Below are 21,245 nucleotides of genomic sequence, written 5' to 3' on the forward strand. Positions count from 1 at the left end.
CAGCCCGGATTCAACGGACGTAACGTGTCGTTCGTCCACCTGTCCTGGCCGGTATCCGGGCTGACAAGCGGAGGCCGCACTCACCTTCCCATGCGGGGCACGGTGGTGTTCGAGGCGGCCGGTCGCCGGAGGCGACGCTTGTTTTACCGTTGCGGGGGCAGCACACGTTGGCTGGACGCCGGGGGCGTCGTGGCTTCGTGTTTCCCGTTTAACTGCGCGCGCAGATTGCGCACGCGGGCACCAAAACGGGGTGCATTATATATCGAGCAAGAGAAGCGCGAGCAAGGATTCGAGGCGTGGGGGCGTCGTCTTAGGGCGCGGGTGTTCATGCGGTGGACGCGGGCATGTCCGCCCTACGATAGGCCGCAGCCAACGACGGTGGTGCACCGTACGGGGTCATTGATGCCAATGGCATCAATGACGGGTTCACCGGGCTCCCCGAGCCCACGCGTGCAGCGCGTCCGGTTACGCAGCGAACGCGGGCATGCCCGCGTTACGTGCGTCCGATGACCTTACGTTCCGCGTTTGCCGCGCGCCGCTTCCTCGGCTTTGGCGGCCGCCTTCTCGGCGGCGATGCGCTCCTTCTCTTCCTTCTCGATCCGGTGCGCTTCAAGGCGCGCCGCTCGCGTTTCCGGGGTCTCCAGGCTGATGCGGCCGAGGGCGCCGCTGCGGTAGTCGTGCAGCAGCACGTGGGCCGCCTTTTCGACGTCGAACTCGCCGCCGCGCACGCGGAAACCGCGGCGCGCGGCCACCTGCTCGACCACGCCGATGCCGTCCAGGCCTTCGGTCTTGAAGCCGTAGCGGGCGGCCAGCAGCTGCGGATAGCGCTCGAGCAGGACGTCGCCCAGGAAGAAGGCCACCTCTTCCTCGATCAGGGCATTCGTGCCGATCGCGTGGCTGGCGGCGAGCATCAGGCCGTCGCTCGGCATCTCGATCTTCGGCCACATCAGGCCCGGGGTGTCGACCAGCACCGTGTGCTTGTCGAGGTAAAGCTTCTGCTGCACCTTGGTGACGGCCGGCTCGTCGCCGACCTTGGCCACGCGTTTTTTCAGGAGCGCGTTCATCAGCGTCGATTTGCCGACGTTCGGAATGCCCATGATCATGATGCGCAGCGGCTTGGTCGGCACGCCGCGGTGAGGCGCCAGCGACAGCGCCAGCGCCGGGAGGCGGGCCACGTCGGCCGGCTTCTTGGTCGTCATCGGATAGGCCGTCACGCCGGGCTTGGCGTCGTAATACGCCTTCCAGGCGGCGGTCGCGGCCGGGTCGGCCAGGTCGATCTTGTTGAGGACTTTCAGGAAGGGACGCTGGCGGAACTGGCGGATGCGGTCGACCAGCGGGTTGCAGCTTGCCTCGGGCAGGCGTGCGTCGAGCACTTCGACCACGAGGTCGATGAATTCCATCTGCTCCTCCGCCTGCTTCTTGGCGGAGTTCATGTGGCCCGGGAACCATTGTATCGACATGCTGTGCTTTCCAATTTCTGCGAACGAGGCGGTATTTTACGCTGGCCCGTGCATGGCGTCCTGAAGCACTGTCGTTCTATTTCCTTTAGGAATCATTTCGGCTTGATTCGTTGCAATATCGAGTCACCCCGGACAGGCAGGATGATCGAACGGCCGCTTGTGGCCGGTCAGAACGTCATGGAGAAGATCATGGGTATCGCGCGCAATGTCGAAATCTGGATTTTTGGTGCATTCGGAGCGCTGGTGCTGGCCGCCTGCCTGGAAGGCAAGCAGGACAAGCCCCAGCCCGCGAGCCAGGCGGGGGTGGCGCCGGAAGTCGAACTGGCGCAGCCGCAGCCCGGCGTGGCCGAGCCGATGTATGTGGTCTACGTGGTCGGCAAGCGGCCGAGCGCGGCGGAGAAAAAACGGATTGCGCAGGGACGCGCAGGATGACGCTGCGGTGGACGGGGGAACCCGTCCATCCACCGTATTCCTACCGCGCCAAGGCCTCCATATCCCGGCGCACCAGCGAGGTGATGCCGCTCCAGTTTCTCTCCGTGTAGTGCCCGTAATCCTCCCCGTCGTCCCGGAACACCACCGAGTGGAAACTCCACTTCGCCCGTCCGCCCTGGTTCGGGCCTGAACCGAGGGTCAGGTCGTTGCAGAACCAGTCGCCCGGATTGCAGAGCGAGCTGCCGCCGCTGCCCGAGGCGCCGCCCGAACTGTGGTAAGCGACGACTTCATCGTCCTGCCCCGGCAGCGCGAACGAATACAGGGTGCCGGCCGCGCCGGCGTAGCGGTAGAACCAGATGCCGCGCGTGTCGTTGTGGTTGTAGAGGGCGCGCGCCGTGCTCACCTTGTGCTGCTGCACCATCGGCTCGCTCGTCGTCCAGGCGCCGATGTCGGCCAGTTCGCTGCCGCCGCCCGAACCCGCCGCCACACGTACCCAGCGGATGTTCCAGCCGGTCTGCGTGCCGCCGCTGCCGGCCGTGCAGACGCCGGACGTGTTCGGCTGGGCATTCGTCACCGGCCGCGCGGAGCCGCCATAGTTGGCCAGCGTGTAGCCCATCAGCATGTCGCCGGCGCTGTGCACGGCGACATAGCACCAGTTGCCGCCAGTGCAGAAGCAGTCGAGCGCGTTGCGGACGATGCCGCTTTGCGAGGCCACCCCGCTCCTGCCATCCCAGTTGACCGATTTCTTGTTGACGCCGGCCGGCGTGCCGGCCGGGCCGAAATAGCTGAAGTCGTTGTAGTTGCCGATCGCGCCGCCGCCAGTGCGGCCGTGGATCCAGAGACTGTAGTTGGTGGCGCTGGCCATGCCGGCGGCGAGCAAACCGGGCAGGCACAGCGAAAGCGCAAGGCGCGCGGGTCGTCCCATGTCATCCTCCATCGTTCTGGTTACGGTGGGACGCCGAGACGGCCGACCGCGATCAGCCATTCTCGTGACATGGCGGCAGGCGGGTCAACCGTGCGCACCGCGGCGTGGCCGGAACGATACCGAACAGCGGAAAAGACCCGACGCTGCCCACAAGGCAAGCGCCGAGTCCAGGACGACGCCTACTTCACCGGCCCGCAGGCGCTCGGCGGCAGCGGCTGCGAGGGATCGAACTTGGCCAGTTCGGCCGCGGCGCCCTTGCGGTCTTTCGCGAACTCGGTCAGGTAGCGCTGGCGCTCTTCGCTCGTCCACTCGGCGTCCGACACGCCCTTGAGCGAGGCGGTGCGGCTGGTCAGCACCGGGCCCTCCAGGCGCGGCATCAGCTCGCGGTCGGGATCGGTGTTTTCCTTGAGCAGGTAGCCGTCGACATCGCGCAGGGTCAGCGGCAGCGCGGGCGCGCCGTCGTGCATCAGCTTGCCGAAGGCGACCAGCTTGATGTCGTTCGGCCCCGGCCCCAGCACCTCGTTGAAGGTGGCCAGCGCGAACGGGCGGCCCTTGGCGTCGTCGATGCGGCCGGTGACGACATAGCGGCCCGGCGTGCGCACCTCGGCGCGCAGGATGAAGGCGAGCGAGCCGTCTTCCAGCGCCTCGCGCGGCGCGCCGGCCCAGACCGCCGGCACCCTGGGCGAATAGATGACGTCGAAGATCGCCACGCCGTTCTTGCCGTTGACGGTGTAGCGCACTTCGGTGCGGATGGTGCCGTGAAAGCCCGCCAGTCCGGTCTGTTGCGGCGTCAGCGCGCCGGTGAAGGCGCCGTCGCCGGCCACCGCGTCGGGCCCGCCGCCGTCGTCCGTCAGGGACAATGGCACCTGCGTGGTCGGACGGGCGCCGGTGGTGACGATGCCGGCGGAAATCGCGCGCGTCACGACCAGGGGCAGCACGGCGCCCTTCGGCTCGATCGCGCGCAGCGAAAACACGACCGATTCGCCGGCCGCCAGGAACACGCGCGACTGCGCGGTCTGCAGCAGCACGTCGGGGTTGCTGCGGCGGTCGTCGCCGCGCATCGGTTTCGTTTCCAGCACCGGCCGGTTCGGATAGGCCTGGTCGGGATTGCGCGACATCGGCTGCGAGTGCGCCGGGTACATGCTGCCTTCGCGGTAGCTGCAATAGGTGTGGTCGGTGAGCGCGTACTGGTCGACCAGCTGCTGGCGCTGGCGCGCGCGCTCGCCCGGCAGGCTCGGGGCCGGCTGGCCCTCGACCTGGCCGAAGAACTGCGGCGCCGGCTGCCCGCCATCCGTGGCGACGGCGACGGCGGCGGGCGCCGGCTGCTCGTCGCCGCGCAGGGCGAGCCAGACGATGGCCGCCAGCACTGCCAGGAGCAGCGCCGGCGGCAGCCAGCGCCGCCGGCCGCTCGCGCGGCCCGGTTGTGGACGATCAGAGGGCACTGTTCACCACGGCGCTGCGCACGACCCCGACGATGCCGCCCCAGTTGCCGTTCGCATAGTGGTTGTAGGCTTCGCTATCGTCCCGGAAGCTGACCGAGTGATAGCTCCATTTGAGCGACCCGCCTTCGTTGGCCGCCGTGCCCAGCGTCAGGTCGTTGCACAGCCAGTCGCTCGGATTGCAGTAGGAACCGCCGCCGCTGCCGGCCACCCCGCCTGTGCTGTGGTAGGCCACGGCTTCGTCGTCCTGGCCCGGCAGGATGCCGGAATAGGCCGTGCCCTTGGCGCCGGCATACATGTAAAACCAGACGTTGCGTGTGGTGTTGTGGTTGTACATGGCGCGCGCGGTGGAGGTCTTCAGATCCTGCACCAGCGGCTCCGAGGTCGTCCAGGAACCGGCGTCCGACAGTTCCGAACCGCCGCCGGCGCCTGAGGCGGCACGCACCCATTTGATGTTCCAGCCGGTCTGCGAGCTGCCGTCGCTGTTGCCGCAGACGCCGGAGGAATTGGCGACGGCGTTCTTCTTGACGCGTGCCGAGCCGCCGTAATTGGCCATCGTGTAGCCCATCATCAGGTCGCCGGCGCTGTGGGTGACGACATAACACCAGTTGTTGCCGGTGCAGAAGCAGTCGAGCGCGTCGCGGATCTTGCCGCTCTGCGAAGCGATGCTGCTGCGGCCGTCCCAGTTGACCGACTTCTTGTTGACGCCGGCGGCCGTGGTGCCGGGGCCCCAGTAGGTCCAGCTGTTGTAGTTGCCGACCACTCCGCCGCCGGTGCGGCCATTGACCCAGAGCGTGTAGTTGGCTGCTGCTGCGAAGCTCGATGCGGCCATGAGACAGACCGCCATTACCATCTGTAATGCTTTCTTCACAATCTCCTCCTTCTTATTGAATGGACGCCTGTCTCGGTGCCATTGCCGGCAAAGCCAGGCGTTGCCGCGTCTTGCGGCTTCGCCGACTGTATGCCTGAGCTAGAAGAGAGTCAATTGAACACGCGTTGGAAGAATATTGCGCGTTGTTTTACCGATCACAAATACAAATGCAAAGATTATTTGCCTTTAATCAATTTCCGCTAACACTTTCAGGTGTGCGACGACACTGCGGCCGAGCGCCGACAGTTCGTAGCCGCCTTCCAGGCAGCTGACGATGCGCCCGCCCGCATGTGCGCGCGCCACCGCCATGATCTCGCGCGTGATCCAGGCGTAGTCGCTCTCGACCAGGTTCATGCCGCCCATGTCGTCGTCGCGGTGGGCATCGAAGCCGGCCGAGACGAAGATCATCTGCGGCTTGAAAGCGTGCAGCGCCGGCAGCCAGTATTCCTGCATCACCTGGCGCACGACTTCGCCGCCGCTGCGCGCCGGTACCGGCACGTTCACGTTGGTGGCCGTGATCGGCTCCGGCTCGGAATACGGATAGAAGGGATGCTGGAAGAAGCTGGCCATCAGCACGCGCGGATCGTCGCGGAAGGCGGCGGCGGTGCCGTTGCCGTGGTGGACGTCGAAGTCGACGATGGCGACGCGCTCCAGGCCGTGCGAATCGAGCGCATGGCGCGCCGCGATGGCGACGTTATTGAAGAGGCAAAAGCCCATCGGCTCGGTCGGCGTGGCGTGGTGGCCCGGCGGGCGGATCGCGCAGAAGGCGTTGGCGATGTCGCCGGCGATCACGGCGTCGGTCGCGGCCAGGGCGGCGCCGGCCGCGCGCAGGGCCGCGTCGTAGCTGGCGTGGCACAGCAGGGTGTCGGCGTCGAGCGGATAGGTCTCGCCCGGCGTCTTCGGCACGTGGTCGCGCACCAGCGCCAGCGCGCCCTCGCTATGGTTGCGCAGCACGGCGGGAATCTCGGCCAGCGGCGCCAGGCGCCGTTCGAGCAGGCCGTCCAGGCGCGCCAGGATCAGCTGGTCTTCGATGGCCTGCAGGCGGCTCGGGGATTCGGGATGCCAGTCGCCCATGTCGTGCTTCAGGCAGTCGGGGTGGCTGTAAATGGCTGTGCTCATGTTCGTGCGGGCCCGTGCAGGTTGATTGCTTGCTGCTCAGCCATACACCGGGTTTGTCCGTTCTCGCATAGAATCGTCCGGACGCGGGTGCGGCGACAACACCGCTGCATGGAGAAAATAGTTGTCAATGACGCTAATCTACCATGCCGCCCCCTGCCCCGCACCTATCACCTTTGGAACCCAACCATGTTCAACAAACTGCATGCGGCCGCGCGCCAGGTCGGCCAGATCGTGGTCGGCAAGGATCAGCAGGTACGCCTCGCTTTCACTTGCCTGCTGGCCGGCGGCCACCTCCTGATCGAGGACGTGCCGGGCGTCGGCAAGACCACGCTGGCCCATGCGCTCGCGCTCTCGCTCGGCCTGAAGTTCAACCGCGTGCAGTTCACCAGCGACCTGCTGCCGGCCGACGTGGCCGGCATTTCGGTCTACGAGCGCGAGAAGAACGGCTTCGCCTTCCACCCCGGCCCGATCTTCACCCAGGTGCTGCTGGCCGACGAGATCAACCGCGCCACGCCGAAAACCCAGTCCGGACTGCTCGAAGCCATGGAAGAGCGGCAGGTCAGCATCGACGGCATGACCCGGCCCCTGCCCGATCCCTTCTTCGTGATCGCCACCCAGAACCCGGCGCACCAGGTCGGCACCTTCCCGCTGCCGGAGTCGCAGCTCGACCGCTTCCTGATGTGTCTATCGCTGGGCTACCCGGACGCGGCCGCCGAGCGTGCGCTGCTGATGGGCGAAGACCGGCGCGCCATGCTGCGCACGATCGAGGCGGCCATGCACCCGGAAGAACTGATCGCGGCCCAGCAGGCGCTGCGCTCGATCCACGCCTCCGGCGCCCTGATCGACTACGTGCAGGCGCTGGCCCAGGCCTCACGTTCCGGCACCCTGTTCGCCGAAGGCCTGTCGCCGCGCGCGGCGATCGCCCTGCTGCAGGCGGGCCGCGCCTGGGCCGCACTCGAGGGCCGCGACCACGTGCTGCCGGAGGACATCCAGGCGGTGCTGGTGCCGGTCTGCGCGCACCGCCTGCGGCCCGTGAAATCGGCGCAGGGCATGGCGCTGGCCAGCCGCGACCTGGTGCTGCAGCTGCAGAAGTCGGTGCCGGTATAGGTACGGGCATGGCCTTTCCCAGCCTGAGCGCCGTCCTGGGCGGACGCATCCGCCGCGCCGCCGTCGACCGCGGCGAGCTGCTGCTCGGCCAGCGCCGCATCTACATCCTGCCGACCAAGGCCGGACTCGGGTTCGGCACCCTGCTGCTGGTGCTCCTGATCGGTTCCATCAACTACAACCTGGGGCTCGGCTACGCCCTGACCTTCCTCGCCCTGTCCTGCGCGCTGGTCGACATGGTGCTCACCTGGCGCAACCTGGCCTACCTGCGCCTGCTGCCGCTGCGCGCGCCGGACGTGTTCGCGGGCCAGGAAGCGGTGTTCGAACTGCAGCTGCGCGACAGCGCCAAACGCGCCCGCTACGCGATCCTGGTCGACGTCGCCGGCAGCGGCGAGCCGCGCCACGCCGTCGACGTGCCGGCCGGCGGCAGCGCCACCGTGCGCCTGGCCCTGCCGAGCGAGGCGCGCGGCTGGTTCGAGGCGCCGCGCCTGACCCTGTCGACCCGCTTTCCGCTCGGGCTGTTCCGCGCCTGGAGCCACTGGCGTCCGGATGCGCGCGCCCTGGTCTATCCCTTCCCCGAGGAGGGCGCACCGCCGCTGCCGGCGCCATCGAACGCGCGCAGCGATGGCGCCGGCCAGGCAGGCGAAGACGATTTCGCCGGCGTGCGCCCCTACCAGGCGGGCGACCCGCTGCGGCGCCTGGCCTGGCGCCAGATCGCGCGCCTCGACCCGCTCGACGGCGGCCAGCTCGCCACCAAGCATTTCGAAGGCGGCGCGCGCGCCGAACTGCTGTTCGACCTCGGCGCGCTGCCGCCCCAGCTCGACCTCGAGTTGCGCCTGTCGCGCATGACGCGCTGGGTGCTGGAAGCGGAAAGCCGCGCCCTGCCCTATGCCTTCCGCCTCGGCGCCGAACAGGTCGATGCCGCCGCCGGCGTCGCCCACCAGGCGGCCTGCCTGCGCGCGCTGGCCTTGTACGGCAAGGTGGCGCCATGAATGCGCTGCTGACGCGCTTCGCCGCCCTCCCGCGCGACAAGGCCGACACCCTGCTCCTGCTGCTCGGCGCCCTGCTGGTGCTGGCGCCGCACACCAGCCACCTGCCGCCGTGGGTGTCGATGCTGTGCGCCCTGACCCTGCTGTGGCGCGCCGCCATCACGCTGCAGGGCAAGCGCATGCCGCCCAGCCTGCTGCTCTTGCCGCTGGCGGCGGCCGCCATGTTCGGCGTCGCGCACAGCTACAACACCCTGCTCGGGCGCGATGCGGGCGTGGCCATGCTGGTGCTGCTGGTCGCCTTCAAGATGCTGGAGATGCATGCGCGGCGCGACCTGTTCGTGGTCGTCTTCCTCTGCTTCTTCCTGGTGCTGACCAACTTCTTCTACGAGCAGGGCATCGGCACGGCGCTCTTGATGGCGCTCTCGGTGCTGACCCTGCTCACGGCGCAGATGAGCTTCCAGTTCACCGGCAGCGTGCCGCCGCTGCGCCAGCGCTTCCTGATGAGCGCGAAGATGCTGGGGCTGGCCGCGCCCGTGACCCTGGCCCTGTTTTTCCTGTTCCCGCGCATCGAAGGGCCGTTGTGGGGTATGCCGGGCGACGCCAGCAGCGCGCGTTCGGGCCTGTCCGAGACCATGGCGCCGGGGACGATGGCGAACCTGGCGCAGTCGCGCGAACCGGCCTTCCGGGTGCGCTTCGAAGGCCCGGTGCCGAACCAGGAGCAGATGTACTGGCGCGGCCCGGTGCTGGGCGCCTACGACGGCCGCACCTGGACGCGGCTCGATCCGCGCCTGCGCCAGCGCACCGCGCAGCAGGGGCTGTCGCTGCGCGTCTCGCGCCAGCCGCTCAATTACGAAGTCACGCTCGAACCCTCGTACACGAATTGGCTGTTCGCGCTCGAAATGCCGCAGCGTCTGCCGGAACTGGACGGGAACATCGCCAACGTCTCGGGCGAATTCGAGCTGACGACCAGCTTCCCGGTCCAGACGCGCCTGCGCTACCGCATGGCCTCGCACCTCGACTACCGCCTGCAGGCGCAGGGGCTGCCGGAAGACGCCGGCCACTGGCTGCAACTGCCGGGCAACAGCAATCCGCGCGCCCTGCTCGCCGGCCTGGATCTGCGCGCCGAGCGCGATCCGGCAAAGCGCGTCGAGGCCGTGCTGCGCAGCTTCCGGCGCGAGGATTATGTCTACACCCTGAATCCACCGCTGCTCGGACGCGACGCCGTCGACGACTTCCTGTACGGCATCCGCGCCGGCTTTTGCGAACACTTCGCCGGCAGCTTCGTCTTCCTGATGCGCGCGGCCGGGGTGCCGGCGCGCGTGGTCACCGGCTACCAGGGCGGCGAACGCAATCCGCTCGACGGCTACGTGACGGTGCGCCAGTCCGACGCCCATGCCTGGGCCGAGGTCTGGCTGCCGCGGCGCGGCTGGGTGCGCGTCGACCCGACCGCGGCGGTGGCGCCGGAACGGGTGCGGCGCGGCCTGAACGGCGCCATCCCGCCGCGCGCGCCCTTCGGCATCGAGGGCCTGGGCCGCTTCATGCGCATGGACGGCGACAGCAACGCGTGGATCGCGCAGATGCGCTACGCGGCCGGCGCGATCAACAACGGCTGGAACCAGTGGGTACTCAATTACACGCCGCAGCGCCAGCGCGGGGTGGTCGAACGCGTGCAGTCCTCCTTCCTCGACTGGCGCTTGCCGGTCTTGCTAGCCACCCTGATAACTGTGTTGCTGCTCGTCCGAATCTTCCTGCGCCGGCGGGAAATCGACCCGGTCGATGCGTTATACTCGGCCCTGTGTTCGCGCCTGTCCCGCCTGGGCCTGGCGCGTTCGGCAGATGAGGGGCCCAGCGCCTATCGCGCGCGCATCGTCGCGGCGGGCACGCTCGCCGCGCCCGCCCAGGCCGCGGCCGCCGAGTTCCTCGGCCGTTATAGCGCCTGGCGTTACGCGCCGCGCCGCAACGACCCTCATCTGGCCGCGACCCTGAAGCGCTTACTTTCGCAAGTTAGATGAAACAGTTCGTATCACTTCTCGCAGCACTCATTTTCGCAGCACTCCCGATCCATGGCGCCGGCGCCGCCGCGAAAAACCCGCCTTCCAAAGCGAAGATCGCGAAAGCCAAGGCCGGCAAGGCCAAAGCCGGCGCACCCAAGCCGCCCGTGAAAGGCCCGAAAGCGCGCCGCGCCCTGGCTGCGGCCGCGGCCGTCGCGGCGGTGACCGCGGTCTCCACCATCGACTACGACGGCGAGCAAATCAATTTCAGCCAGTGGCAGGCGGTGCAGGAGTTCGTCGACGAGATGGTGCTCAAGCACGGTTTCGACCGCGCCGCGCTGGAGGCACAGATGCGCCAGGTGCGCTTCGTCGAATCGGCGGTGCAGCTGGTCAAACCTGCCCCGCCAGGCAAGCCGAAGAACTGGCAGGCCTATAGCGAGCGCTTCATCGAGCCGATCCGCATCAACGCCGGCCTGCGCTTCTGGAACGAGAACGCCGCCGCGCTGGCGCGTGCCGAGGCGACCTATGGCGTGCCGGCCGAGATCATCGTCGGCATCATCGGCGTCGAGACCATCTATGGCCGCGACACCGGGCGCTTCCGCGTGCTCGATACGCTGACCACCCTCGCCTTTGCCTATCCGGAAGCGCCGAACAAGGCAGCGCGCAGCGTCTTCTTCCGTGCCGAGCTGGAAAACGCCCTGCTGCTGGCCCGCCACGAGAACATCGACCCGTTCACGCTGCTGGGTTCCTTTGCCGGCGCCGTCGGCATGCCGCAGTTCATGCCGGGAAATATCCTCAAGTATGGCGTCGACTTCGACGGCGACGGCCACATCGACCTGCGCGGCTCGACATCGGATGCCATCGGCAGCGTCGCCAACTTCCTGGTCGAGCATGGCTGGAAGCCGAGCGACACCGGCCCGCATGCGATTCCCGTAGATGTCGCCGCGCACCGCGCCTGGGAACTGCTGCTCGAACGCGGCCTGACGGCCAGCCTGCGTCCCGACGAGCTGGCGGCCGCCGGCGTCGTGGCGCCCGTGGCCCTCCCGAGCGACCGTCTGTACGGCCTGGTCGACCTGCAAAACGGCGCCGAGGCGACCGAATACTGGGTGGCGAACGATAACTTCTTTGCAATCACCAAGTACAACCGCAGTTATTTCTATGCCATGTCGGTCATTGACCTGGGCCGCGCCGTACGCGAGACGCGGGCAACACAGGGCTTATAGAGATAGAAATGTTGTAACAAGTTGTAACAGCGCTGCCGCCGCTTTTCCTCTGGGCAGCGCTCCTCACGGCGGGTACTCCCCAGGGGTATCCGTGCTCGCCCGGTTTCTGTACTCTATGGAAACATTTGCGGCTACTGCATACTCCCGTTATTGTTAGTATTCAGACATATCATTCTGAAACGTGCGGCGCGCAACTTCTGTTTCCTCTACACTCGAATTTAATTAAAAAACAATTATTTTTTCAGTGAGTTTGTGAGAGAATTGCATTGCGGCTATTGTTGCGATTAGACAACAGAGCCGAGGCTTCGCACCGAATTCTATTGCTCATAAGTACTAGAGCCGAATTTAGTTGTACAATTGAGTAGATTTTTGAGAAAGAACTTCCGGAATCGAAACGCCGCAAGCAGCTTTCCGACAACCCACAATAGGAATATTTGAAATCATGACAAACCAAGTCGGCATTGATATGAGCAGCGACGCGGAGTCGGATGAACTGTTGCAATACAATCCGAACCGCCTGCTGGACACCCTGATCGAGAACCTGCGCCTGAAGAACGACGCTGCCCTGTCGCGCGCCCTGGAAGTGGCGCCGCCGGTGATCTCGAAGATTCGCCACCACCGCCTGCCGGTCGGCGCATCGCTCCTGATCCGTATGCACGAAGTGAGCGACCTGTCGATCCGCGACCTGCGCTACCTGATGGGCGACCGCCGCAACAAGTTCCGCATCAGCGACAAGCAGTTCAAGCCGAAAGAAGGCGCATCGCCTTCGGCATCGAGCGGCGAGTAATACTCACGCATTCTCGCGCGGCCACGGCTGCGCGGGACGTGAACGTGCTTCGGTAGAAACAGGGCACGAAAAAAAGGGGCGATGCGATCGCCCCTTTTGTCATGGTCGTTTCTCTCCCTCAGGCGGGAAACACGCCAGTCGACAGATAACGGTCGCCGCGGTCGCAGACGATGAACACGATCGTCGCGTTCTCCACGGTCTGCGAAATGCGCAGCGCCACTTCGCAGGCACCGGCGGCCGAGATGCCGCAGAAAATCCCCTCTTCCGCCGCCAGCCGGCGCGCCATCTGCTCGGCGGCCGCCTGGCTCACGTTCTCCACCTGATCCACGCGTGCCTTGTCGTAGATCTTCGGCAGGTAGGCTTGCGGCCATTTGCGGATGCCGGGGATCGACGAGCCCTCTTCAGGCTGGGCGCCGACGATGCGCACGGCCTCGTTCTGTTCCTTCAGGTAGCGCGAGACGCCCATGATGGTGCCGGTCGTGCCCATGGCGCTGACGAAATGGGTGACGCGGCCTTCGGTGTCGCGCCAGATTTCCGGCCCGGTCGTTTCGTAGTGGGCGCGCGGGTTGTCCTGGTTCGCGAACTGGTCGAGGATGATGCCCTTGCCTTCCTTTTGCATCTGGTCGGCCATGTCGCGCGCGTATTCCATACCGCCGGTCTTCGGCGTCAGCACGATCTGGGCGCCGTACGCGGCCATGCTCTGGCGCCGCTCGATCGACAGGTTATCCGGCATCAAGAGGATCATCTTGTAGCCGCGGATCGCGGCGGCCATGGCGAGGGCGATGCCGGTATTGCCGGAGGTCGCCTCGATGATGGTGTCGCCGGGCTTGATCTGGCCGCGCGCCTCGGCGTTCTTCAGCATCGACATCGCGGCGCGATCCTTCACGGAACCGGCGGGATTGTTGCCCTCGAGCTTGCCCAGGATGATGTTGTTGCGCGCAGCGGCATCCGCGCCCGGCACGCGCACCAGTTGCACCAGCGGCGTGTTGCCGATCGTATCTTCGATGGTTTTGTAGGCCATGCTTCTCTCTTGCAGTTCTTTAAGCTGCCATTCTAAACCGGGATGGGAGAGCGCGTATGGGGAGGGGCGAGTCGAGACGGTGATGGATCGTAGGGGTGGGCGCTGCCAATGGCATCGCCCACCCCAAACTGCGACTACGAATCAGCGCAGCGGCGCCGGATACGTCGCGACGCTGACGTTGCCGTCCTTGTCCACCGCCTGCACGCCGAAGAAGTAGTTATCCTTCGACAGGTTGACCGTGGCTTCGGTCACGTTGCCGACGAACTTCGAACCCTGCCAGCCGGCGGCGGTGGTTTCGCGCCAGACGATGCGATAGCCGGCGACGTCCGGTTCCGGATTCGCCTGCCACACCAGGGTCGAATCGTTCACCAGCTTGTCGGTGCGCACCTTGACGTCCTTCGGTGCGGCCGGCGCCAGGGCCAGCGAGGCGAGCGCGGCGGCGTTCACCTTGGCCACCTTGGCGGTGTAGTCGAAGTCGACGAACTCGGTCAGGTCGCCGTAGACTTTACCGTTCTCGGTGCGCAGGTTCTGGTGCTGGTGCGAGAAGTCCTCGTTCGGCTCCGTGAAGCGCAGCGCGGCGTAGCCCTGCTCCAGGAAGGGCATGTGGTCGCCGCCGCGCAGGTAGCGGTCGTGGCGCTGGATCACGCTGACCTTGAAACCCTTCACGTAGCGCTCGCCCTGCTCCTTGGTATGGCGTGCGAGCTGGCGCGAGATCGAATCGTTCTCGCCGCCGGTGGCGACCAGCTGGCGCACGGCGTCGCTCATTTCCTTGGTGGCCGGGATGCTTTGCGCGAACAGGCGCACCTGCTTGTTGTCGACGCGGCCGTCGTCGGCGCGCGAGCTACCGATGATGTCGTTGGTGAACATGCCGGCGACGTTCAGGTTGTTGGCGCGCGCCTGCTTGGCCCAGTGGCCGGCGCCCAGCAGGCCCTGCTCCTCGGCGGCGACGGTCATGAAGACGAGGGTCGCATCGAACTTGTGCTTGGCCATCACGCAGGCCATTTCCATGACGGCGGCGGTGCCCGAGGCGTCGTCGTTGGCGCCCGGCGCCTTGCCGACCGCATCCATCACATCGGTGTTGCGCGAGTCATAGTGGCCGCTGACGACGTACAGGCGCTCCTTCGAGGCGTCCTGGGTGCCCGGCAGCGTGGCAACGACGTTGACGATTTCGGTCGGGCGCGAGATGCGCGCCGAAACGGGGGCGATGTGGCTGTCGAATGCGACCTGCAGGCTTGTTCCGGCGCCGCAGCGCTCGAGTTCGGCCTTGATCCAGCGGCGCGCGGCACCGATGCCGGTCGTCTCGGAAGTCGTGTCCGACATCGTGTGGCGAGTCTCGAAGCTGACCAGCTTGCGCACGTAGTTCTCGATGCGCTTCGGCGAAATCTCGGCGACGATCTTGTCGATCTGCGGCTGGCGGCGCGAGACGTCGGGCGAAGCAGGTGCGGCCGGTGCGGCGAAAGAGGCGGAAGCGAACAGGCCGGCGACGAGGCCGGCAATGATAGGGGTAGCGTGACGCAGGCGAGGCATGAGTGTCCTTGGAATCGTTGCTTTTCGATTCTCTATCTTCTCATGCCGCCCCCGCTTGTTACAGTCTTTACATGCAAATATTCCTGGGCGGAACGGCCAACGTCGCCGCCCGCTGTGTTCCCTACATTGCGGCCTTGGCGCCCTCGGCCGGCTTGGCCTTGGTTTCCTTCGTTTCCTTGCTCGCCTTGGCGGTCTTCTCCGGCTTGGCAGCCGCGCTGGCGCCTTCCTTGCCCTGGCCGTTCACCTGCAGGCCGGCTTCGGACAGCTTGGCCGCCTTCTTGTCGCCGATGCCCTTGACCCGCTTCTGCAGGTCGGCCCAGTCCTTGAACTCGCCCTTGCTGCGCTCGTCCAGGATGGCTTTCGACATGCTCGGCCCGACGCCCTTCACGCCATCGAGGGCGGCGGCATCGGCCTTGTTGACGTCGACCTGGGCGAACGCGAAGCCGGTCGAAGCGACCAGCGCGGCAATGGCAAGCATCAGTTTCTTGATCATCAAAAGTCTCCATTCGGGTAAGGGACGGCGGGTGCCGGCCATCCGCGCTTAACGCGGCTGGGTGGAGAGTGTTGACGTGGTGCGGTTGAGGCGGATCAAGTACCGTTGGCGGTCGCGTAACGTAGGGCGGGCATGCCCGCGTTGTAGAGTGTGCGGATTACATTCGTCGTTTCGACCGGCGACCGCGCGTAACGCGTGGGCATGCCCACCCTACTCAACCCGGAAAGAGCTCGTCGCGCGTAACGGTGGCGGTGCCGAGCTTGCCGACGACGATCCCGCCGGCCCGATTTGCGGTGGCCAGCGCCACATCCAGCGGCGCGCCCGCGCCCAGCATCGCAGCCATCGTCGCAATGACCGTGTCGCCCGCGCCCGAGACGTCGAACACTTCGCGCGCGTCGGCATGCACGTGCAGCACTTCCTGCCCGGTGTACAGGCTCATGCCCTCTTCCGAACGCGTCAGCAGCAGCGACTCCAGTCCCAGCTCGACCCGCAGCGCCTGCGCCTTTTCGGTGAGCTGCTCCTCGCTCTTCCAGCTGCCGACGATGCGCTTCAGCTCCGATTTGTTCGGCGTGAGCATGCTGGCGCCGGCGTAGGGCGAGAAATCGTCGCCCTTCGGATCGACCATCACGATCTTGCCGGCTTCGCGCGCGGCGCGGATCATTTCGGCGACGTTGACCAGGCTGCCCTTGTTGTAGTCGGAGAAGATCAGCACGTCGTAGTCCGGCAGCAGCGCCTTGAACTGGGTGAGCTTGTCGCGCAGGACGGTCTCGGTCGGCGCGTCCTCGAAGTCGATGCGCACCATCTGCTGCTGGCGGCCGATGACGCGCAGCTTGATGATGGTGGAGATCGCCGCGTCGCGCTGCAGGTAGCTGTGGATGCTGGAGTCGTTCAGCAGGGTCTCGACCTGGGTGCCGGCTTCATCCTTGCCGACCACGCCGAGCAGGCCGCTGTGGGCGCCCAGCGCGGCGGCGTTGCGCGCCACGTTGGCGGCGCCGCCCAGGCGTTCCTCGCGCCGTTCGATACGCACCACCGGCACCGGCGCTTCGGGCGAGATGCGCGAGACGTCGCCGAACCAGTAGCGGTCGAGCATGACGTCGCCGACGACGAGCATGCGCACGTTGTCCAGGCGCGGGGCGGCGGTATGAAGATAATCAGCGCCATCGAGCAGGCGGCTTGGGGTTGCATTCGTCATCGTCGTTTGCTTGCTGTAGGGTGGGCATGCCCACGCGGAACGCGGCGTCTTGTTTGCCGTGTTCAGTTCATCACATTGAGTTCTTCGGTACGCCGCGGCGGGTAGGTCTCCCACCGGCTGCAGCCCGGGCATTGCCAGTAGTACTGGCGCGCCTTGAAGCCGCAATGGCCGCACTGGTAGCGCGCCAGCTTCGCCGTATAGCCGTGGATCAGGTTCTTCACCATCGACAGCTCTTCCCAGATATGGGCCGGCGCGTCCATCAGGCGCGCTTCCAGCAGTTTGTCCAGGCCCAGCAAGGTCGGGTTGCGGCGCAGCTCGTCCAGCACCAGCTGCTTGGCGGCGTCGACGCCGTCGAGTTCGATCACGGCCTTGAAGACGACCTCGATCAGGTCGATCGACGAGGCTTCGGCCAGATACGAGCGCAGCAAGTTGACGCCTTCCTGCGGGCGGCCAACGCGGCGGTAGCCGTCCATCAGGCGGCCCGCGACCAGCGCCACGTGCGGCACGCTCTGCTGCTCGACCCGCTTCCAGGTGCTGATCGCGCTTTCGACGTCGCCCTGGGCCAGCATGGCATCGCCCAGCAGCATGGTGGCGCGCACGCTGTTGCGGTCGGCGTGCAGGGCCTTGTCGAGCAGCGCCAATGCGTCGGGCAAATCCGTCCGCACCAGGGCGTCCTGGGCCAGCTCGCAATAGAACTGGGCGATTTCCTTCTGGCGCGCGCCGGCGCCCGAGGATTGCAGGCCGGTGGCCGCCTCGATGGCGCGGCTCCACTCCTTTTCGCGCTGGTAGATTTCCAGCAGCGCGCGCTGGGCCTGGACGCTGTAGCTGCCGTCGACCAGGCCGTTGAAGGTTTCCTCGGCGCGGTCGAGCAGGCCGGCCTTGAGGTAGTCCATGCCGAGTTCGTACTGGGCTTGCGTGCGCTGCTCGAGCGGCAGGTCGGGACGCGCCAGCAGATTCTGGTGGACGCGGATAGCGCGCTCGATCTCGCCGCGGCGGCGGAACAGGTTACCAAGCGCGAAGTGCATGTCGGCCGTTTCCGGGTCGAGCGTGACGATCTCGATGAAAGCGTCGATCGCTTTATCGGGCTGGTCGTTCAGCAGCAGGTTCAGGCCCTTGAAATAGGCCCGCGGCAGGGTGCGCGATTCGGACAGGATCTGCTTGATGTCGACCCGGGCGGCGATCCAGCCGAGGCCAAAGAAGACGGGGACGGCGAGGAGCCACCAGGTTTCAAATTCCATGGATTGTTATTCTTGGTTGAGAGGGGCGCTCAGTGCGGCGCGACCGCGACGGCATCGGCGGCCGGTTGGGCGCTGCCGGTGCCGGCGGCGCTTTGCAGGGCCTGTACGGTGTTCTTGTGCTGCGCGGCTTCGCGCCGGTGGCGGAACACCGTCGGCGACATCGCCAGGATGCCCAGCGCGGCGCCGGCCACGAAAAACGCCAGCAGCATCAGCACGAGCGGGCCCCGCAGCTCGTAGCCGAGGAAAAAGTTCAGGTCGACTTCCTGCGTGTTCTTCAGCGCGAAGCCGAAAAACAGGACGAACAGGATGATGCCTGCGATGGTGGAAACGAATTTCATCGGGTGTTCTGCCGGGGGCGGTCTGCAAAGGCGCAGTGTCGCATATCTGCTCGTTTATTTCAAAATTGATGGGTGTTTTGCGGGCGCTAGACGGGGTGGGCGCCCCGTGCCCACGCGTCCAGCCAGCACGAGATCAGCCACGCAGCTGTAGGGTGGGCGCCCCGTGCCCACCATTGCACGCACACCGACATAAAAAAACGGCGTCCGAGGACGCCGTTCTCTGTGCCTGCACGTGGCAGACGACTTCAGTCTTCGATGATCGGTTGCCCGACCATCGCGTCGACCCGTTCGCGCAACTGCTTGCCCGGCTTGAAGTGGGGCACCCGTTTTTCGGGCACCATCACCTTGTCGCCGGACTTCGGGTTGCGGCCGATGCGGGGCGGACGGCTGTTCAGCGCAAAGCTGCCGAAACCACGGATCTCGATGCGCTGCCCGGTCGCCAGGGCGTTGGTCATCGCATCGAGGATGGTCTTGACTGCGTACTCCGCATCCTTGGCGACCAGCTGAGAATAACGCTCAGCCAGTCGTGCAATCAGCTCGGACTTGGTCATCTGGTCGCCTCAGGCAGGGACTTAGTTCTTATTATCGAACTTGGCCTTGAGCAGTGCGCCCAGGCTGGTCGTGCCCGATGCGGCGCTGCTGTCGTTCGACAGCTTGCTCATCGCTTCCTGGGTGTCAGCGCTGTCTTTCGCCTTGATCGACAGCTGGATGCTGCGAGCCTTGCGATCGATGTTGATGACCAGTGCCTCGACCTTGTCGCCCACTTTCAGGTGGGTGCCGGCATCTTCCACGCGGTCGCGCGAGATTTCCGAAGCGCGCAGGTAGCCTTCGACTTCTTCGTTCAGGGCGATGACGGCGCCTTTCGGCTCAACCGACTTGACCGTACCGGTGACCAGGGAACCCTTGTCGTTCAGTGCGGCGAAGTTGTTGAATGGGTCGCCTTCGAGCTGCTTGACGCCCAGCGAGACACGCTCGCGCTCGACGTCGATCGCCAGCACGACGGCTTCCAGCTCGTCGCCCTTCTTGAAGCGGCGGACGGCTTCTTCGCCGGCTTCGGTCCACGACAGATCCGACAGGTGCACCAGACCATCGATGTTGCCTGGCAGGCCGATGAACACGCCGAAGTCGGTGATCGACTTGATCGAACCACGGACTTTGTCGCCCTTCTTGTGGGTCATGCCGAAGTCGTCCCATGGGTTCGCCTTGCACTGCTTCATGCCCAGCGAGATACGGCGACGCTCTTCGTCGATTTCCAGAACCATGACTTCGACTTCGTCGCCCAGCTGGACGACCTTGTTCGGAGCGACGTTCTTGTTGGTCCAGTCCATCTCCGACACGTGCACCAGGCCTTCGATGCCCTGCTCGACTTCGACGAACGCGCCGTAGTCGGTGAGGTTCGTGACTTTACCGAACAGGCGGGTGCCTTGCGGGTAACGACGCGACAGGCCGGTCCATGGATCGTCGCCCAGCTGCTTGACGCCCAGCGAGACGCGGTTCTTTTCCTGATCGTACTTGAGGACCTTGGCGGTGATTTCCTGGCCAACCGACAGCACTTCCGACGGGTGACGCACGCGACGCCATGCCAGGTCGGTGATGTGCAGCAGGCCGTCGATGCCACCCAGATCCACGAACGCGCCGTAGTCGGTGATGTTCTTGACGACGCCGGTGACGACCGTGCCTTCTTTCAGGGTTTCCATCAGCTTCTGGCGCTCTTCGCCCATCGAAGCTTCGATGACGGCGCGGCGCGACAGGACGACGTTGTTACGCTTGCGGTCGAGCTTGATGACCTTGAATTCCAGGGTCTTGCCTTCGAACGGGGTGGTGTCCTTGACCGGACGGGTGTCGACCAGCGAACCCGGCAGGAATGCGCGGATGCCGTTGGTCAGGACGGTCAGGCCGCCTTTGACTTTACCGTTGACGGTACCGGTGACGATCTCGCCCGATTCCATTGCTTTTTCCAGAGCCAGCCACGATGCCAGGCGCTTGGCCTTGTCGCGCGACAGGATGGTATCGCCGAAACCGTTTTCCAGCGATTCGATGGCCACGGAAACGAAGTCGCCAATTTGGACTTCCAGTTCGCCCTGGTCATTCTTGAATTCTTCGACCGGAATGAAAGCTTCCGACTTCAGGCCGGCGTTGACGATCACGAAGTTGTGATCCAGGCGCACGACTTCAGCGGAGATGACTTCGCCCGAGCGCATGTCTTGACGCGACAGCGACTCTTCGAACAGGGCGGCAAAGCTTTCCATGCCGGTATCTTGGTTGGTTGCAGTAGACATAGGTTATTTACATGTTAGCCAGCAGGACCGTCGATGGTGCGATTCTGAACTGGGTCAGGTTGAAACAACGTTCGCGGGCCAATTCGCCATCACGAACACCAAAACAAACTACAGCAGCGCGTTACAGCAAATTCTGCCAGTGGAGCACCTGCTCCACCGCCTCGTCGACCGTCATGTCCGACGTGTCGAGGATGTACGCGCCTTCTGCCGGTACCAGCGGGGCGACGGTGCGATGGGTATCGCGGTCGTCGCGCGCCTGCAAATCAGCCAGCAGACCTTCCATATTAGCAGAAAATCCTTTGTCAATCAATTGCTTATATCGCCGCTCAGCCCGCGCTTCGACACTGGCCGTCAGAAACACTTTCAGGCGCGCGTTCGGGAAGATGACGGTGCCCATGTCGCGCCCGTCGGCCACCAGTCCCGGCGCCTTGCGAAAGCCCAGCTGCAGGGCGTAGAGCGCCTGGCGCACGGCGGGAAAGGCCGCGATCTTCGAGGCGCTGTTGCCGACTTCCTCGGCGCGCAGCAGCGCCCCCACCTCCTCGCCATCGAGGAAGATGTCGCCGTCGGCGAAGGTGGCCGGCAGTTCCTGCGCCAGCCGCGCCACCGCCGCTTCGTCGTCGAGCGAGACGCCCGCGCGCATGGCGGACAGGGCCGTCAGGCGATAGAGCGCGCCCGAATCGAGCAGGTGATAGCCGAGCCGGCCGGCGACGCGCGCCGCGACCGTGCCCTTGCCGGATGCGGTCGGGCCGTCGATGGTGATGACGGGGATGTGGGAATTGGGCATTGTTTTTACCTCTTGCTTGCGCCGGGCGCGGTG

The 21,245-nt window shown here is 65.8% G+C and carries 20 protein-coding genes and 1 riboswitch; of the genes, 6 read left to right on the forward strand and 14 right to left on the reverse strand.

Features of this window, described 5'->3' with window-relative positions; all coding sequences use genetic code 11:
- Nucleotides 1–28: 28 nt before the first annotated feature.
- Nucleotides 29–260: riboswitch (cobalamin riboswitch) on the reverse strand.
- Between the two features lie 252 nt (nt 261–512).
- Entirely contained in the window at nt 513–1,433 is a 921-nt protein-coding gene (ylqF, locus tag ASF77_RS21255; RefSeq protein ID WP_056344382.1) for a ribosome biogenesis GTPase YlqF, read from the reverse strand.
- A 168-nt stretch (nt 1,434–1,601) separates the two neighbouring features.
- Between ylqF and ASF77_RS21260 the strand changes: the two genes are divergently transcribed.
- Entirely contained in the window at nt 1,602–1,892 is a 291-nt protein-coding gene (locus ASF77_RS21260) for a hypothetical protein (protein WP_056344383.1), read from the forward strand.
- A gap of 40 nt (nt 1,893–1,932) precedes the next feature.
- Here the strand turns inward: ASF77_RS21260 and ASF77_RS21265 are convergent, their stop codons facing one another.
- The 4 genes from ASF77_RS21265 to ASF77_RS21280 form a co-directional block, all read right to left on the reverse strand.
- On the reverse strand, nt 1,933–2,817 hold the full coding sequence (locus tag ASF77_RS21265) for a hypothetical protein (protein WP_229445536.1): 885 nt from the start codon (nt 2,815–2,817) through the stop codon (nt 1,933–1,935).
- Between the two features lie 179 nt (nt 2,818–2,996).
- Entirely contained in the window at nt 2,997–4,259 is a 1,263-nt protein-coding gene (locus ASF77_RS21270) for a choice-of-anchor X domain-containing protein (protein WP_156648972.1), read from the reverse strand.
- Nucleotides 4,249–5,127 (reverse strand): hypothetical protein, encoded by an 879-nt coding sequence (locus tag ASF77_RS21275; RefSeq protein WP_229445537.1) that lies wholly within the window; start codon nt 5,125–5,127, stop codon nt 4,249–4,251. Before ASF77_RS21275 ends, ASF77_RS21270 begins: the two co-directional genes overlap by 11 nt.
- 186 nt (nt 5,128–5,313) lie before the next feature.
- On the reverse strand, nt 5,314–6,246 hold the full coding sequence (locus ASF77_RS21280) for a histone deacetylase family protein (protein ID WP_056344398.1): 933 nt from the start codon (nt 6,244–6,246) through the stop codon (nt 5,314–5,316).
- A gap of 186 nt (nt 6,247–6,432) precedes the next feature.
- Here ASF77_RS21280 and ASF77_RS21285 point away from each other — a divergent pair, with 186 nt between their 5' ends.
- From ASF77_RS21285 to ASF77_RS21305, 5 genes are all read left to right on the forward strand, one after another.
- Entirely contained in the window at nt 6,433–7,353 is a 921-nt protein-coding gene (locus ASF77_RS21285) for a MoxR family ATPase (RefSeq protein ID WP_056344401.1), read from the forward strand.
- 8 nt (nt 7,354–7,361) lie between these two features.
- Entirely contained in the window at nt 7,362–8,342 is a 981-nt protein-coding gene (locus ASF77_RS21290; RefSeq protein WP_056344406.1) for a DUF58 domain-containing protein, read from the forward strand.
- The gene (locus ASF77_RS21295) at nt 8,339–10,351 is read left to right on the forward strand and encodes a DUF3488 and transglutaminase-like domain-containing protein (RefSeq protein ID WP_056344410.1); all 2,013 of its coding nucleotides are present in this window, start codon (nt 8,339–8,341) and stop codon (nt 10,349–10,351) included. The genes ASF77_RS21290 and ASF77_RS21295 overlap by 4 nt, the downstream gene beginning before the upstream one ends.
- Nucleotides 10,348–11,553 carry a lytic murein transglycosylase B gene (mltB, locus tag ASF77_RS21300; protein WP_056344414.1) on the forward strand — a complete coding sequence of 402 codons (1,206 nt, stop codon included), beginning with the start codon at nt 10,348–10,350 and terminating at the stop codon, nt 11,551–11,553. The genes ASF77_RS21295 and mltB overlap by 4 nt, the downstream gene beginning before the upstream one ends.
- Before the next feature lie 442 nt (nt 11,554–11,995).
- On the forward strand, nt 11,996–12,340 hold the full coding sequence (locus ASF77_RS21305; RefSeq protein WP_056344418.1) for a hypothetical protein: 345 nt from the start codon (nt 11,996–11,998) through the stop codon (nt 12,338–12,340).
- A gap of 118 nt (nt 12,341–12,458) precedes the next feature.
- Here ASF77_RS21305 and cysM read toward each other — a convergent pair whose 3' ends face one another.
- The 9 genes from cysM to cmk form a co-directional block, all read right to left on the reverse strand.
- Nucleotides 12,459–13,361 carry a cysteine synthase CysM gene (gene cysM, locus ASF77_RS21310; protein WP_056344421.1) on the reverse strand — a complete coding sequence of 301 codons (903 nt, stop codon included), beginning with the start codon at nt 13,359–13,361 and terminating at the stop codon, nt 12,459–12,461.
- A 141-nt stretch (nt 13,362–13,502) separates the two neighbouring features.
- The gene (locus ASF77_RS21315; RefSeq protein ID WP_056344424.1) at nt 13,503–14,888 is read right to left on the reverse strand and encodes a M28 family peptidase; all 1,386 of its coding nucleotides are present in this window, start codon (nt 14,886–14,888) and stop codon (nt 13,503–13,505) included.
- Nucleotides 14,889–15,009: 121 nt separating this feature from the next.
- On the reverse strand, nt 15,010–15,381 hold the full coding sequence (locus ASF77_RS21320) for a helix-hairpin-helix domain-containing protein (RefSeq protein WP_056344427.1): 372 nt from the start codon (nt 15,379–15,381) through the stop codon (nt 15,010–15,012).
- A 214-nt stretch (nt 15,382–15,595) separates the two neighbouring features.
- A complete protein-coding gene (gene rfaE1 / locus ASF77_RS21325; RefSeq protein WP_056344432.1) occupies nt 15,596–16,573 on the reverse strand; it encodes a D-glycero-beta-D-manno-heptose-7-phosphate kinase in 978 nt (325 codons plus the stop codon).
- Between the two features lie 62 nt (nt 16,574–16,635).
- Nucleotides 16,636–17,811 carry a lipopolysaccharide assembly protein LapB gene (gene lapB, locus ASF77_RS21330; protein ID WP_056344436.1) on the reverse strand — a complete coding sequence of 392 codons (1,176 nt, stop codon included), beginning with the start codon at nt 17,809–17,811 and terminating at the stop codon, nt 16,636–16,638.
- Between the two features lie 29 nt (nt 17,812–17,840).
- Nucleotides 17,841–18,149, reverse strand: a complete 309-nt coding sequence (locus tag ASF77_RS21335; protein ID WP_056344438.1) for a lipopolysaccharide assembly LapA domain-containing protein — start codon at nt 18,147–18,149, stop codon at nt 17,841–17,843.
- Nucleotides 18,150–18,394: 245 nt separating this feature from the next.
- On the reverse strand, nt 18,395–18,700 hold the full coding sequence (locus ASF77_RS21340; RefSeq protein ID WP_056344442.1) for an integration host factor subunit beta: 306 nt from the start codon (nt 18,698–18,700) through the stop codon (nt 18,395–18,397).
- Between the two features lie 21 nt (nt 18,701–18,721).
- On the reverse strand, nt 18,722–20,428 hold the full coding sequence (gene rpsA / locus ASF77_RS21345; RefSeq protein WP_082493974.1) for a 30S ribosomal protein S1: 1,707 nt from the start codon (nt 20,426–20,428) through the stop codon (nt 18,722–18,724).
- A gap of 121 nt (nt 20,429–20,549) precedes the next feature.
- The gene (gene cmk / locus ASF77_RS21350; RefSeq protein WP_056344446.1) at nt 20,550–21,212 is read right to left on the reverse strand and encodes a (d)CMP kinase; all 663 of its coding nucleotides are present in this window, start codon (nt 21,210–21,212) and stop codon (nt 20,550–20,552) included.
- Between the last annotated feature and the right edge of the window lie 33 nt (nt 21,213–21,245).

The sequence above is a fragment of the Massilia sp. Leaf139 genome, from assembly GCF_001424165.1.
Taxonomy (GTDB): Bacteria; Pseudomonadota; Gammaproteobacteria; order Burkholderiales; family Burkholderiaceae_D; genus Telluria.